The organism is Planococcus sp. CAU13 (assembly GCF_000775575.1).
GTDB lineage: Bacteria > Bacillota > Bacilli > Bacillales_A > Planococcaceae > Planococcus.
Genome location: NZ_JRGN01000012.1, coordinates 1 through 13791 on the forward strand (window position 1 = coordinate 1; position 13791 = coordinate 13791).

General features: G+C 46.2%; 16 protein-coding genes. 6 read left to right on the plus strand and 10 right to left on the minus strand.

Features of this window, described 5'->3' with window-relative positions; all coding sequences use genetic code 11:
- Positions 1-210: 210 nt before the first annotated feature.
- Both KW93_RS00380 and mug read right to left on the minus strand, forming a co-directional pair.
- Positions 211-693: a DUF2975 domain-containing protein gene (locus tag KW93_RS00380; RefSeq protein WP_033540966.1), complete on the minus strand. Its 483-nt coding sequence runs from the start codon at positions 691-693 to the stop codon at positions 211-213.
- Between the two features lie 104 nt (positions 694-797).
- Positions 798-1298, minus strand: coding sequence for a G/U mismatch-specific DNA glycosylase (gene mug, locus KW93_RS00385; RefSeq protein WP_033540980.1), 501 nt, complete (start codon positions 1296-1298; stop codon positions 798-800).
- A 235-nt stretch (positions 1299-1533) separates the two neighbouring features.
- Between mug and KW93_RS00390 the strand changes: the two genes are divergently transcribed.
- Entirely contained in the window at positions 1534-2943 is a 1410-nt protein-coding gene (locus KW93_RS00390; protein WP_033540967.1) for a VWA domain-containing protein, read from the plus strand.
- 48 nt (positions 2944-2991) lie between these two features.
- Here the strand turns inward: KW93_RS00390 and KW93_RS00395 are convergent, their stop codons facing one another.
- Together KW93_RS00395 and KW93_RS00400 are read right to left on the minus strand one after the other, a co-directional pair.
- Positions 2992-3432: a VOC family protein gene (locus KW93_RS00395; protein ID WP_033540968.1), complete on the minus strand. Its 441-nt coding sequence runs from the start codon at positions 3430-3432 to the stop codon at positions 2992-2994.
- Positions 3429-3947: an SRPBCC family protein gene (locus tag KW93_RS00400; protein ID WP_033540969.1), complete on the minus strand. Its 519-nt coding sequence runs from the start codon at positions 3945-3947 to the stop codon at positions 3429-3431. Before KW93_RS00400 ends, KW93_RS00395 begins: the two co-directional genes overlap by 4 nt.
- 279 nt (positions 3948-4226) lie before the next feature.
- Between KW93_RS00400 and KW93_RS00405 the strand changes: the two genes are divergently transcribed.
- The 3 genes from KW93_RS00405 to KW93_RS00415 all read left to right on the plus strand — a co-directional run bounded on the left by KW93_RS00405 (position 4227) and on the right by KW93_RS00415 (position 6068).
- The gene (locus KW93_RS00405) at positions 4227-4877 is read left to right on the plus strand and encodes a hypothetical protein (RefSeq protein WP_033540970.1); all 651 of its coding nucleotides are present in this window, start codon (positions 4227-4229) and stop codon (positions 4875-4877) included.
- A gap of 69 nt (positions 4878-4946) precedes the next feature.
- Positions 4947-5471 carry an NUDIX hydrolase gene (locus tag KW93_RS00410; protein WP_052131396.1) on the plus strand — a complete coding sequence of 175 codons (525 nt, stop codon included), beginning with the start codon at positions 4947-4949 and terminating at the stop codon, positions 5469-5471.
- 81 nt (positions 5472-5552) lie between these two features.
- Positions 5553-6068 carry an RDD family protein gene (locus KW93_RS00415; protein WP_033540971.1) on the plus strand — a complete coding sequence of 172 codons (516 nt, stop codon included), beginning with the start codon at positions 5553-5555 and terminating at the stop codon, positions 6066-6068.
- Positions 6069-6142: 74 nt separating this feature from the next.
- On the opposite strand, the gene KW93_RS00420 is transcribed toward KW93_RS00415, so the two are convergent.
- Positions 6143-7141, minus strand: coding sequence for a DUF4179 domain-containing protein (locus tag KW93_RS00420; protein ID WP_033540972.1), 999 nt, complete (start codon positions 7139-7141; stop codon positions 6143-6145).
- Complete coding sequence (locus KW93_RS00425) at positions 7138-7692, minus strand: sigma-70 family RNA polymerase sigma factor (RefSeq protein WP_052131397.1); 555 nt, start codon at positions 7690-7692, stop codon at positions 7138-7140. Before KW93_RS00425 ends, KW93_RS00420 begins: the two co-directional genes overlap by 4 nt.
- Positions 7693-7945: 253 nt before the next feature.
- On the opposite strand from KW93_RS00425, the gene KW93_RS00430 reads away from it, so the two are divergent.
- Together KW93_RS00430 and KW93_RS00435 are read left to right on the plus strand one after the other, a co-directional pair.
- The gene (locus KW93_RS00430; RefSeq protein WP_033540974.1) at positions 7946-9067 is read left to right on the plus strand and encodes a GGDEF domain-containing protein; all 1122 of its coding nucleotides are present in this window, start codon (positions 7946-7948) and stop codon (positions 9065-9067) included.
- A 13-nt stretch (positions 9068-9080) separates the two neighbouring features.
- Positions 9081-9497 (plus strand): RDD family protein, encoded by a 417-nt coding sequence (locus KW93_RS00435; protein WP_033540975.1) that lies wholly within the window; start codon positions 9081-9083, stop codon positions 9495-9497.
- Positions 9498-9544: 47 nt separating this feature from the next.
- Here the strand turns inward: KW93_RS00435 and KW93_RS00440 are convergent, their stop codons facing one another.
- The 4 genes from KW93_RS00440 to KW93_RS00455 form a co-directional block, all read right to left on the minus strand.
- On the minus strand, positions 9545-10450 hold the full coding sequence (locus KW93_RS00440; RefSeq protein ID WP_033540976.1) for a DMT family transporter: 906 nt from the start codon (positions 10448-10450) through the stop codon (positions 9545-9547).
- 162 nt (positions 10451-10612) lie between these two features.
- Positions 10613-11077, minus strand: a complete 465-nt coding sequence (locus KW93_RS00445) for a BsuPI-related putative proteinase inhibitor (RefSeq protein WP_033540977.1) — start codon at positions 11075-11077, stop codon at positions 10613-10615.
- A gap of 147 nt (positions 11078-11224) precedes the next feature.
- Positions 11225-12112, minus strand: a complete 888-nt coding sequence (locus tag KW93_RS00450; protein ID WP_033540978.1) for a fructose bisphosphate aldolase — start codon at positions 12110-12112, stop codon at positions 11225-11227.
- A gap of 92 nt (positions 12113-12204) precedes the next feature.
- Complete coding sequence (locus KW93_RS00455; RefSeq protein WP_033540979.1) at positions 12205-13683, minus strand: protein adenylyltransferase SelO; 1479 nt, start codon at positions 13681-13683, stop codon at positions 12205-12207.
- Positions 13684-13791 lie beyond the last annotated feature (108 nt).

Genomic DNA, 13791 nt, shown 5'->3' on the forward strand with positions numbered 1-13791 from the left:
CGCAAATAAATCCGGCTTAGCGCAAATAAACACTGCTATAACGCAAACAACCCCCGGTTCCCCGCACAACACACCATCAAAATGAAGGAAATACACAATTCTTTTCATCGCTAAGTACCTCGAACAACTGAAAAAGCCTCATAACAGAAAAAAGCCATCAGATTCGATGGCCTTCTCTCAAATTTGCTTTTATTGAAGCTCAGCTTCCCATCAAACAATCAAATCGTTCTCGGATTTTATTTGCATGGCTTCCTGCAATAATTTCTGAAGCACAGCGGCAACAACGGCGACAATCAGCGAAACGAAAATGACGAACAAGCCGATGATGACGCCCGGCGCGTCATCTGCCAGTGTCAGGAGGTAAAGGAACGGCATTTCCGCAATATAAACTGCAATGATCGCGATGGCGCAAAGTTTGATCCTCTTCACTGCTTTTACCGAAAGGGCGGAAAAAGCCTGGTTGCGGTCCACATAACCGAGCAGCTTTAACGCCTGGTACAATGCGATAAAGAAAGGAATCATCCCGATATACATGCCGATCAGCAGCGGATATTGCAATTTTTCGAGTTCAGGGAGCGCCCAATACGGAGAATTCGGATCAAATCTGGACAGGCCGTAAATACAGCCTGCAAGCACCGGAAGGCCGACAAGAAAAATGGCAAATTTTAAAACTGCAGTTGGACTTCGTTTCATGGAAAGCACCTCATTAAACTATTTGTTAATGAAATGATACCTTAAAATTTATTGAATATCAATAAATAATTATTCTTTTAAGATGTTTAGTTATCGTGAATGAGTTAAAGTAATTTATGAAGTCCCCGATAGATCTCCACAATTTCGTCCAGCTTCATGCGCACGAGCCCGCTCGAAGACGGAGCAACAAATTCGGCAATTCCAGAAATCTGCGGATCAGGCTGTTCTCCCCACGGAGCAATGCGTTTTCCGCTGTATTGCTGATAGACGCCTTTGCCGACAAAGCACACAGCCTGGGGTTGATAGCGCATAATTTTCTTCTTCAGTTTTTCAGCACCGATTTTGTATTCCTCTTTTGTAATCTCTGCAGCTTCTTTGGTGGGCCGCGCGACAATATTCGTCAACCCAAAACCAAGATCCAGCAGCCGGCTGTTTTCTTCGGGGAGAAACTTTCGCGGCGTCAATCCGGCTTCATGGAGAATTTTCCAGAATCGGTTGTTTGGATTGGCGTAATGAAAGCCGGTTTCGGATGACCGGATGCTCGGGTTAAAGCCGACGAACAGGATTTTCAATGCTGGTGCCAGATGATCAGGAATAGGTTGCAATGCCAATTGAACATCCTCCTTTTTTCAACGTTCTTCTATATAAATGATACCCGATTGGCTGAAATCCGGAACTTAAATGTATTCCTATGATTTATTGTTTTTAAAAAAGCCATCTTCCTATTACATTTCCAAAATTATGGCAGTCCGAAAGTACCGAATATCCATGAAATTGAAACCAGAAGATGCATGCATCGTATGCAGAGTATTAGAATAATGGCAGGAGGGATGGCGCGCTATGAAAATTTCAAGATTAATATGGGTGGTTATACTCGGAATACTGTTCATGGCCTTTCTGGCAGGATGCTCGAACGACGAAGAAGCCGCGGTTCCGGAAGAAACGGAAGCTGCAGAAGCGGATCAGCAGGAAACAGATCCTGAAAATGGCATTGAGGACGAAAAAGAGGTTCCGGAATCGGAAGCTCCGGAAGAGAGCGGCATTCCGGAAGCGGCGTTGCATAACGTCGAAGAAATAGTGAAAGAAAAAGGCAAATACGTATCCAACGAAATGACGGATGAACAAAAAGAGGAATTGGCCAAAGATGTGGAATCGGCTCCAGATGGAATGACTGGAGAAGAAGCCTACTCAGTGGCGGTTTCATTGTTTGCGGCAGATATTGAAGAAGCAGCCCGCATCATCAACGAAACAAATCCGGTGATCAAAATCGATTCTGCAACGCCGGAAGACGAAATCGACATTCCGGAAACGGAAACAGTCAACGTGGCGCTTCTGCTGGATGCAAGCGGCAGCATGGCCGGGGAAGTAAGCGGCGGACAGAAGATGGAGCTGGCGAAAGCGGCGCTCCAGAGCTATGCATCCGACCTTCCGGAAGGGGCGAACATCATGCTTCGCGTATACGGCCATGAAGGAACCGGAACAGATGCCGACAAAGCGATGTCCTGCGCAAGCAATGAAGTTGTCTATGAACTTGGCGGCTACGACGAACAGAAATTTACAGAGTCTCTCGGGAAATTCGCTCCTGCAGGATGGACGCCGCTTGCCGCGGCCATCGAGGCCGCTGAAGAGGATCTGAACGGGCAAAAAGGCGACAATGTACGCAATGTCATTTACGTAGTGAGTGATGGTATCGAAACATGTGACGGCGATCCGGTCGCAGCAGCAGCGGCATTGGCCGAATCAGATATCCAGGCGGAAGTGAACATCATCGGCTTCGACGTGGACAATGAAGGACAAAAACAGCTGGAAGAAGTGGCGAAAGCCGGGAATGGCCAGTACAAATCGGTGTATTCCGAAAGTGAACTGAACGAATATATGAAACAGGAATACAGCCGCCTCTACTGGGAATGGCTGGCGTGGAGCAATGATCGTATTTTTGACATTCTTGAGCAGAGCAATGATATCCACTTCGATTTGCTGGCTGCCAATAACGATGTCTACTTCCTGTCTCTGGCAGCGAAAAATGACATGATTTCCCTCCAATACGATTTTAAGGACCTGGGCAAATTTAAAGACAGTGAAGCACAGAAACGATATGTTGAACTGGTCACTCTGAGAGAAGATACGGTGCGGGATCATTTCAAGCAGGAAGTGGAACGCAAAGACAACATCCGCAAAGAAATAAAGGAAAAGCTTGATAAACAAGTCAGGGAGACAAGCGAAGAAAACAAAGACAAATACACTCCATAAGTAAGCCCGCTGATCCGGACAATTCCGGATCAGCGGGTATTTTATTGTTCAGGTATTGTTTACAGGCTCCACCGAAATTTGCCATTCGATGCCAAAGCGGTCGATGCAGCTGCCGTATAATGTACTCCAAAATGTCTCCTGCAGGTCCATGCTGACCATTCCGCCTTCAGCAAGCTTCCCGAAAATCATTCTCGCTTCTGCCTGATCATCAAGTGTAAGAGTCATGGATAGATTATTCCCTTTTTGAAATGACATGCCCATGCCTGGAGGCACATCTGAAATCATGAAATATTCACCGTTCGGCAAGTCGATTTGCGCATTCATCACGAGATCTTTCGCTTCCTCCGGGATTCCTTCCATGCTTCCTGCATTCGCTTCGCCGTATGTCGTGAGCCCTGTCAAGGTCGCGCCCAGCACATTGGCATAGAAGTGGGCAGCTTCCTGACCCTGGCCGTCGAAATTCATATAGGGAAACAGTTTTGTAATCATGAGTGACCTTCTTTCTTCATTTTTATTTGGCTGGTCAGGTATTCATCCAGCCGGTCATAGGATTCGGCCATTCCTTCAATTGCATGCATATCAATAATTTTCTGCAGCTCTTCTTCTGATGCAAAACTTGTCCGCGATTTCAAGACTGTTCCGTTTTCATCTTCTGAAAAATCAAGCTGCACCTGCATTTTCGGCATTCCGGCGATTTCATTGCCGTTTAGATCTGCAAAAGCATCTTCATAGACAATCCGCTCATTCTCCTTCACTTCCTGATAGGTGGCTTTGCCCCAGGACTCCTGACCGTCTTCGGATGAGCGCATACAATAATGCCAGACGCCGCCCGGCTGTACTTCCATTTCATAACTGAGCGTATCCCATCCTGTCGGCCCCCACCAGCGTGCAACGTGGTCCGGGCTGACATGCGCTGCAAAGACGAGTTCTTTCGGTGCGTCAAAACTCCGCTCCATGATCAGGTCGCGTCCTTCAACCCGCGTCTGTGTATTCTGTCCTGACATCGGATGAACCTCCTTTGTCTCAAGTCGCCGACCGTTAAATGCTGCCTCCTTTCCCTGCAATTTATCGGCCTGTCCTTTACAGTATAGCAAGCTTTTTGGATGAATAAATGAAAAATTCTGATAAATAAATACGGAGATTTTGAAATAAATTTCTTGAAGTTCTATTAAATCATGCTTACATGTAAGTGTAAGATACTGGATAATTTTTGTGAAATAAAGCATTGCTTGTCAAACTAATCTAGTATAATGAATTCAATAACAGTGTGGAGAGTGGAAAAGTTGAATAAACGGCAGCGGGAATTCAAGAAATTAATGAAGGAAGCCGAAAAGAAACAGACAGAAAGACAGAGTGTATACAGTTACTGGGATCAGCGTTTTTCCCATGAAAAACCGAAAGGGCGAACCAAGAGGCCGTTGCTGCAAATCGGCGGTTTTTTAGGGCTGTTGGTTTTGATTTGGAATCTATACGCACTTTCCACACATGTCATCCAGGGCGGCAGCGGCTTTGGGGCACCATCTGCAAAGTATCTGGTTGTGCATGAGTATATTCAGTCGGGCAGCGAAGCGGAGCAGGAAATAAGCATTATACTCAATTCATTAATTGATATGTACAATAACAACTCATTGACTCCTTTTCATATAGAAGAATCTCAACAGAAACTTTTTGCACTTCAAAAAACATTGCCTCTGGACAAAGAGCGCTTTGCAGCAATGAATCGGTATCTTCAAGAGTGTTTCAGTCTAGCTTTCCAAGTAACTAATGTTCTGAATTTGGAAAACGCGCCAACAGCCAATCAGGAGTTAACCTATATAATCGGCAGGCAGACAGAATTGTCGGCCAGCAGGGAACATATACTGGTCGAGCTGCTGGAGAGCGAAAAAATAAACTATAAATTTTTAAGCGATGGAAGTTTGAGTTATGAATATTAGTAGGTCCTGCGCAGACAACTATTAGATGAAAAGATGAGTTTCGCTGGTATGAAACAACAGGAGGTCTTTATGTATTTCAAGAAAACATTCAGTTTCATCGACAATAGTGCAACTCCAACAAACATCATCAGAAGAACCGCGGTCAGAGCCATTATTATAGAGAAGACAAAGATATTGATGGTCCGCTCGAATTTCGGATATTATAAACTGCCTGGCGGTGGTGTTGAATTCGGAGAAAGCCATGCAGAGGCATTGGCGAGAGAAGTGGCCGAAGAGACTGGCTACCTTTATTGCAGCGTTGGCGAGGAGGTTGGAATCATTTCGGAACAGCGACCTGACTACTCAATGAAAGAATCCTATTTTCATATGAATTCCTATCATTATATTTGTACGCTGGAGAATAAAGATAAAGACGAGCAATCGCTGATCGGTTATGAATTGGAAGAAGGATATACGCCTGTTTGGATATCCCTGGAGGAAGCTGTCGATACCAATAATGAAGTTTACAGAACAGACAAGTCTCACTTATTTATTCTACGGGAAAATTTTGTACTGGAATGGCTTTTGATCCATAACTACTCGGTTAATAAGTAATGCAGCAATTTTTTAGCGACAGCTTTTGCAGGGAAAAAGGGAGGAAATCTAGAATAATGTAGCAAGAAAGGGAGTGGCTAAGTGTCTTCAGCGGGAGTTTGGATCAGGTTAAAAGCATTCACTTTGGACTATATCTTGGTTTTTCTCTATCTCTGTTTTATTCTCTTGGTAACCACGGTATTAGTGCCGGGGCTGCAGAATTATTTCACTGGACCTCTCGGAATCGCTCAATTGACTGGGTTTCTTCTGGTGACTTTACCTATTTCTTTGTATTTTGCCATTGGTGATTCGGCTTTATTCAATGGAACGTTTGGTAAACGGAAAATGCGGATTCAAGCAGTGGACAGGGATGAGCGGCCAATTGGACTGCTCCGCTCCATCTTCAGGATCTTCCTGAAATTTCTGCCATGGGAGCTGTCCCACTTTTTGGTTTACCGTCTGGTCCATCTGGGCGAAGGGGAATTTCCACTGTACCTTATGTTGATAGGCGGACTGATTTATCTGCTGATTTTTGCGTATATCCTGTCAGCCATTTTCTCGAAGGAAAACCGTTCGCTGTATGACCGGCTGAGTGGAACAAAGGTGCTCCAAATATGAAACGCCTGCGCGTTAAAACGCAAAAGGTCACCGGATAGATATTCCGGTGACCTTTTATTATGTTTTAACAAGGTTTATTCCAATTCCACAACAATCGGCTCGATTTCTACAGGCCGGCCTTCATCATCCTGATTCTCGATATACCTTATCATCGGCTGAATGATGACCGTTGTGGCTTCCGGATCGATGGCTTCAAATGTTATTTGATAATACGGTCTATGCTCCGTGGATGCGCCGCCGCTTCCAAATACCATCGGATAAATCTTGCCCAGATTATCAGAAAGCTGCCAGTTTGCAATAAAGTGATTTTCATCAATTCCTTCCGACTCGAATCGTAGAACGGTGGATAGTTTATTGATAGAGATATCGTCCATAAAGTACTGGCCGCCTTCAAAAGAAATAGTTTCATCGATATTGAAACTGACTCCCTGCAAAGCGTGCAGTTTAAATTCGAATGACCAGTCACCGGTGATTTCTGTATTGGCAGCCATTCCATCACTGAAAGCGCCCGGTTCCCAGGAAAGCGAAAGCGATTTGGGCGGAGAGTTTCGGAAATCCGGTGCCAAACTTATGAAACCGGCATAAGTTGTATCGTTTACTTTCCTCATATCGATTGCGGCACCATATCCGTTGGATCCGGATGCGTTTATCATTTCATTTGGCAACGGTGTTGACCCGAGATCAGTCTCGGTCTTCAGCGCGAAGCTGATAGTTACCGAAGTTCCGTCATATACCGCTTCTTCCAACGTTAGCGTCGAGCCGTTGCTCGTCTGCGTCATATTCAGCGGCTGTGCAACATCGCTGAAATGATTGAAGATCAGCTCGTCTTCATCGAAATAGGATACGATATTCTGCAAAACAGGAATCTGGGAAGCGATGGTCGGAAACGCCACAATCATTGTCGTGCCTGTTCCGAAGAGTAAAGCCGCAGCCACAGCCGTTTTCAGCAGCCATCCCCGCCTTTTCTTTTGTCCCAGTAAACGCCGCTTCATCGCTTTCTTTTCCAGTTTTGAAACAGGTGCTTCCGGAATATCTTTAATATCGGTATTCAGGAATTTATGGAAGTCGTTCATATGAATCGCTCCTTTCGCTGGATCAGATGGATCAGTTTCCGTTTGCCTCGGTACAGCCGGTTATCAACAGCTGACACTGTGATGCCAAGTGTTTCAGCAATTTCGCCGTTCGACAGATCCAGATAATATTTCATAAGAAATAAATCCCGGTCCGCTTCAGGAAGTTCATGGAGGCGGTAAAGCATTTCATTGCGGGATTCGTTTTGCAAAACGGCATCTTCCGTATCATGAGTACGCCCGTCATTCCGGACATCATCCGTAACAGCTTCCCGCTGCTGCCGCTTTTGCTGTTTGCGGTAAACGTCAATTGCTTTGTATTTTGCCAAAATGCCTGCCCATTTTCGGAAATCGTCCTGATCGCCTTTGAATTTATCAGCCTGCTGCCAAATCGTCATGTACACATCGTTCAGACATTCTTCAGCAGCATGGCGGCCGCAGCTTTTCAATAAAATATGTTGGCAGATCCCTTTTAAAAACGGCATATATGCATCAACCAGGTAGTCGAGCGCCTGCTCATCCTGCCGCTTCAGCCGGTCAATAAAATCCTCCATGACTCTCACTTCCTTCCCTTATTAAACTATATAACGAAGTGGACGCTCCGATACTCGCATTTTCTATAAAAATCCCTTATAGATATTATAGTCATGTTCATCATAGCGAAAGTAAAAGAAAAGAAGAAAAAAATTATATTGAAAAATATGTAAATTAAATAGGTTAAAAAATACATTTAAAAGTAAAATTCAGATATATTATTTCTGTCAATACTGGTAAACTGTTCAAGTACTTAAAATTAGGAGTTGTATCATGGGGTATTTACTTTTTTTCTTTTTGGAGAATATGGCAATGATCATTGCGCTAATGTATTTGGGATTCAAGGCGAAAGACGCTGTATTCCATAATTGGACTGATCCTGTCAGGCAACGGATTGTCATCACGGCATTCATCGGATTTCTTACATTCTCAATCATGTATCATCCATATATAATCGAAGAAATGCGGCTTGATCTGCGTGAAGTGCCGCTGTTTTTCATTTCCTATGTGGGCGGCTGGCAATACGGGTTGCTGTCAGCAATCCTGCCGGCCGGTTTTCGTGTCTATATGGGGGGCCCGACGATGGGTTATGGAATTCTTCAGTCGATTTTGCTGCCAATTATCATCGGCAGCCTGTTCCATGACCGGAAACGCAAAGATCATTTCAACGGCCTGTTGAATATTAGGAAAATGATGGTGGCATTTGTTATTTATGAAACAATAAAATCGGTGTGGATGATTGCTGCGACGCCAGTCAATTCGATGGTTGCCATCGCGATGTTCATTTTTGCCGCTGTAGCGGTTTTTTCAATGGCATTAATTTTGAATGGGGAAAACCGCAGTGCCATGCTGCGTAAGGAATTGGAGTTTTATTCAAACCGGGATCCGATGACGCAATTACCAAATATCCGATATTTCAAAAATAATGTCGGCAAGCTGGTTGACGAAAATATTCCGATGGCGATCATCATGCTGGATGTCGATTATTTCAAAATTTATAACGATACGCATGGGCACCAGAAAGGCGATGCAGTCCTGCGTTCTGTAGCCCAGATTCTGACGGATTCGGTGCGGAAAGAGGATTATGTGGCGCGTTACGGCGGTGAGGAATTCATCTGCTGCATCATGGCACCGAAAGATTCAGAGCAGGCTGCAGGGATGGCGGATCAAATCAGGAAAAACATTCAGGAGTTTCATTTTGAGGGAGAAGAACAGCAGCCGGAAGGGGTTCTCACTGTGTCGGCCGGTATGAGCTATACCAGTGGCGGTGCAAGTCTTGAAGAAATGATCGAAGAAGCCGACCAGTCGCTGTACCAGTCAAAACGGGAGGGACGCAACCGCTTAACCGTTTTTCCGGGAGTCATGGTAGACTCTAAAGAGAAGGCATTAAGCTGAGGGAGGATTATCATTGAAAAGATTAATGAAGAAACGATTAAAAGCTGCAGTTATCGATACAACGATCACAATGGGCGTGCTGGCTGTGATGGAGCCGCTTGTCCGCAATAAACTGAAGAACAAAGCAGTATATGACATTTTCGCTCCATCGCTTGTCTATTGGGGGCTTGAATATGCCCAGCTGCGCATGAACGGCCAAACGATCGGACACAAAGCCGCCGGTATGGTCATCGATACGACAGACGGCAGCGCAATGAGCTCCGAACAAATTTTGAAAAGAGTGGTTCACCGCGACTTGATCAGCCCCTTCTCTTATCTGCGGGACCGGGCGAAATACGATTTTTATGAAGGCACGAAGTTGCCGCATGATTTATACGCGGACACAGTTGTGAAAGAGTATCTCAAAGAAACGATGGAACCGAAACTGTAAATATGAAAAAGAAGCAAACCGCTGGGCGGGCTGCTTCTTTTTTTATTTCAGGCTTCTGCCATCCGGCCGGACAAAGCATTTCGTTTACGGCCGAGTGCGTTGACAAGGATGACACCTGATATTGCAATGACGCCGCCGATAAGTGAAATCCCCGTCGGCAGTTCATGGAGCCACATCCAGGACACGACAATCGCTACGGCCGGTTCAAGATAAATGAGGCTGGATACCGAGCTCGCATTTGCAGAAGACAATGCCGTTGCCCAGGTTACGTAAGCGATGGCGGCAGGGAAAATACCGACATACAGCGTAGCGAGATGCGCTTCCACTGTCGCATTCTGCAGCGTCGTAACAAGTCCAGGGGAAAAAATGAAAAACGGCAGAGTACCTGCCCAGGTGAAATAGGCGGTCAGCTCAATTGCCGAATATTTTTTCAGCAGCGGTTTCTGGAATACAAAGAAAAGGGCAGAAGCGAAAGCCGCCACAAGCACAAGCCAGGCGCCGTTTGTCAAAGTCAGGGAACCCCCGCCTGAGCCAAAAGCGATAAACAGGATTCCCACAAATCCAATGCCCATTCCGAGCCACCCGATTCGGGTCAATCGTTCTTTCAGGACGACGGCCGCAATCAGCGCAGTGAAAATTGGGCCGGACCCGACCAGCATGCCGGCAGTTCCCGCCGAAATGGTTTCCATCCCGAAGGTCACGAAAATATGATAGATGCTGATGCCGATCCAGCCAAGAACCAGCAGGCGCAGAATATCACCTTTATGCGGAAGCTGGAATTTTACTCCCGGCCACAAAGCAAATACAAGAAACAAAAAGGAAGCGATCAGGAAACGGACAAGTATATTCTGTCCCGTATCATAGCCGCCTTGAAGTCCAACGCGGATTGCCGCAAATGATGAACCCCAAATAACCACTGAAAATAATGCCAAAGAAAATGCTTTTGCGTTCATAAATTCTCCTCCAACAGCCGTTCTTCCATTAACGGAACGGCTCCTCCTTCTGCAGAAACAAACAGACAGCTTCCATTATATTCTTTTGCAGCAGGAAAGTCAGCAGGGAAGAGATGCTCACGCGAAAAAAACAGCCTTTCCGAAGAAGGGCTGTCCAATGTTTCATTCGACTGTAATTTGCATTTCAGCTGGGTATGCTTCGCCGTCTTTCGGCGTCAGCCACGCTTTCAGCTGGTAATCCCCAGCCCCCAGATCGGCCGCCGGAACTTCAAACTCATACTCAAGTTTTCCGCCTGGCTCAAGCGTTTCTTCGCCAAGGGCCTGTATGAACATACTGACGGAAGACATGCGGTAAAGCTCTTCGCCTGACTCGTTCGATAAGGTGAAGTCAAAGCGCTGTCCGCTCGTGAACTCAAAATTCAACGCATCTTCTGTCTGATTATCGACAGTATAGAGGTAAAGATTATCTTCCACTTGTTTCAGCATGCCTGATACCTCACCTTTTTCGCTTGCTCCGGACGAAGCGCTGCCTTTATCCGGCTCTGCTGAAGGGGATGTGCCACATCCTGCCAGCAACAGTGCCACTGTCAATAAAAGCAACCACGCCAATGCTTTTCCAGTTTTCATAAATTGATCCTCCCCGGTCTGATAAAATCCTTCTTATTCTTGTTTCCTATTTGAACGGGTGACCGGTGAAAAAGTTACAGCTCAAAATAAAAAATAGCCGTTCATCGAAAAAGCCCCCAAAAAGGGAGCTTTCAGCTGGATTGATTGTCAGGTAACTGAAGCAAGATAAATCGTTTTTACGGATTCTTCAATCATCCGGTTGAAATCTTCATCCGACTGGCTGGCGTTCAAACCTTCCGACAAGCCTCTTGAGAAACTGGCGATCAGGCCTTCATTGGCAGTCAATTTCAAGTTTGCTTCGTCGCGGGTATAACCGCCGGAAAGGGCAACAACCCGGACGACACGCGGATGTTCAATCAATTCCTTATAGAAATTATCAACCGTTGGAATCGATAATTTGAGCATGACATTTTTATCGTCGCTTAATTCATTCAATTGTTCCAGAATTTCTTTTTTGAGGATTTCTTCCGCTTCTTCCTTGTCATCAATACGGATGTTGACTTCCGGTTCGATAATCGGCACCAGGCCGGCAGCCATAATCTGTTCAGCTACTTCAAATTGCTGTTCCACCACTCGTTTGATGCCATCTGGGTTGGCTGCATTGACTACAGAACGCATTTTTGTCCCGAAAATATTGCGCTCATTCGCACGTTTCAGCAAATCATCAAGACCGGGATTCGGCTTCATCAGCTGCACACCGTCTTCTTCTTCCGCCAGGCCTTTATCCACTTTCAGGAAAGGCACGACGCCTTTTTCCTCCCAAAGATAATCTGGAGTATACTTGCCTTCCACTTTCCGGTCCATCGTATGTTCAAACAGGATGGCTCCGAGAATCGCCTCGGAATTGAAAGCTGGTGCAGTCATGACGCGGGTGCGCATTTCATGGATCAAATCATACATTTCATCTTCGTTCGAATAAGAATCTTCCGACACACCGTATTGTGCCAGAGCTTTCGGTGTACTGCCGCCACTTTGGTCGAGCGCTGCAATAAACCCTTTTCCATTTTTCACGAGTTCAAATTGTTCCTGATTCATTTTCCCAGCTCCTTAGAATTATTTTGAGAGAAAGAGAAATAATAGTCTACATCAATGATTGTAACAATAATCGAGGCAATCTTCAAAATTCATCATGTACCGCAGAAAGTCTTGAATGTGCGTTCCTGATCTTCAGGCGGCGGATCCATAAATTCAAGCTGTGAATCGCTGTGGGCGTAAGGATTCTTCAGCGCATCCACTAATTTTCGGGTCAGGCTGAAATCCTGATCATCGACCGCCGCTTCAATGGCTTCTTCGACCCGGTGATTTCGGGGAATGACGGCCGGATTGCTGTTACGCATCAATTGATGAGCTGCATCCGCACTTTCGGGTTGCCCATCCTGGCGCGATTTCCACGCTGCATACCAGCCATCAAACTCAGGCTTACCGGCAAGCGGAGATTCTTCCGGCTTGCCGAAAGTCAGCGCGCGGAATGTATTCGTATAATCTGCTTTATGGTCATGCATCAATTTCAGCAGCCCATCAATCAAATCGTGGTCGCCGTCCTGATTGCCAAACAGTCCGAGTTTCGCTTTCATGCCGCCGGTCCAGTGGCTCTGGAATTGATTGCCGAAATCACCAAGCGCGTCCTGTGCCAGTTCAATTGCCTGATCCTGATCTTTATCGATCAGCGGAATCAGGGTTTCGGCAAAGCGTGCCAGATTCCAGCCGGTGATTTTCGGCTGGTTGCTGTAAGCATAGCGGCCGTACTGGTCAATCGAACTGAACACGCGGCCGGGTTCATACGTATCGAGGAATGCGCATGGCCCGTAATCAATCGTCTCGCCACTGATGGTCATATTGTCCGTATTCATGACGCCGTGAATAAAACCGGCAAGCTGCCATTTTGAAACGAGCTGTGCCTGGCGGGAGATAACATTTTTCAAAAGTTCGAGGTAGGGGTTTTCGTGGTTCCGGATTTCAGGATAATGGCGGTCGATCGCATAATCCGCCAGAGCCTTCAATTCGTCATAGGTTCCCCACTGGGCCGCAAACTGAAATGTCCCAAAACGGAGGTGGCTTGACGCAATGCGGGTCAGCACAGCGCCCGGAAGGAAAGTTTCCCGTACAACAGGAATGCCCGTAGTTGCGACAGCCAGGCTGCGGCTTGTCGGGATGCCGAGTCCGTGCATCGCTTCACTGATGATATATTCACGTATCATCGGCCCGAGTGCCGCGCGTCCGTCACCACCACGCGAATAGAGAGTTTTGCCGGACCCTTTAAGTTGAATGTCAAAACGCTGTCCGTCGGGAGTCAATTGTTCACCAAGCAGAACGGCGCGGCCATCACCGAGCATCGTAAATCCGCCGAATTGATGGCCGGCATATGCCTGGGCAATCGGCTCAGCGCCAACCGGAATCTGTGAGCCTGACAAAATATTTGCACCGGTTTCCGACTGAAGCGTTTTCGCATCGAGGCCGAGCGATTCGGCCAACTCTTCATTGAACAGAATGAGTTCCGGAGTCCGTGCCGGCTCCGGTGTTGTTTTTGTAAAAAATTTTTCCGGCAGGCGCGCATAGCTGTTATCGAAATTCCAGCCGACTGCCGGAATATTGGTCGTGTTTTTCATAAGATCACCTTTCTTCTGACTTGTTTTCAATGGCTGCTGACAATAAATACTTCTATTATATGGTTTACCCGTTTTGGAGAATCTGAAAATAGGTAACCGCAACTAAAT

Coding starts and splice junctions, on each gene's coding strand:
- KW93_RS00380 (WP_033540966.1), bottom strand. CDS start 693: ATGAAACGAAGTCCAACTGCAGTTTTAAAATTTGCCATTTTTCTTGTC.
- KW93_RS00390 (WP_033540967.1), top strand. CDS start 1,534: ATGAAAATTTCAAGATTAATATGGGTGGTTATACTCGGAATACTGTTC.
- KW93_RS00440 (WP_033540976.1), bottom strand. CDS start 10,450: ATGAACGCAAAAGCATTTTCTTTGGCATTATTTTCAGTGGTTATTTGG.
- KW93_RS00425 (WP_052131397.1), bottom strand. CDS start 7,692: ATGGAGGATTTTATTGACCGGCTGAAGCGGCAGGATGAGCAGGCGCTC.
- KW93_RS00430 (WP_033540974.1), top strand. CDS start 7,946: ATGGGGTATTTACTTTTTTTCTTTTTGGAGAATATGGCAATGATCATT.
- KW93_RS00450 (WP_033540978.1), bottom strand. CDS start 12,112: ATGAATCAGGAACAATTTGAACTCGTGAAAAATGGAAAAGGGTTTATT.
- KW93_RS00455 (WP_033540979.1), bottom strand. CDS start 13,683: ATGAAAAACACGACCAATATTCCGGCAGTCGGCTGGAATTTCGATAAC.
- KW93_RS00445 (WP_033540977.1), bottom strand. CDS start 11,077: ATGAAAACTGGAAAAGCATTGGCGTGGTTGCTTTTATTGACAGTGGCA.
- KW93_RS00395 (WP_033540968.1), bottom strand. CDS start 3,432: ATGATTACAAAACTGTTTCCCTATATGAATTTCGACGGCCAGGGTCAG.
- KW93_RS00420 (WP_033540972.1), bottom strand. CDS start 7,141: ATGAACGACTTCCATAAATTCCTGAATACCGATATTAAAGATATTCCG.
- KW93_RS00410 (WP_052131396.1), top strand. CDS start 4,947: ATGTATTTCAAGAAAACATTCAGTTTCATCGACAATAGTGCAACTCCA.
- KW93_RS00400 (WP_033540969.1), bottom strand. CDS start 3,947: ATGTCAGGACAGAATACACAGACGCGGGTTGAAGGACGCGACCTGATC.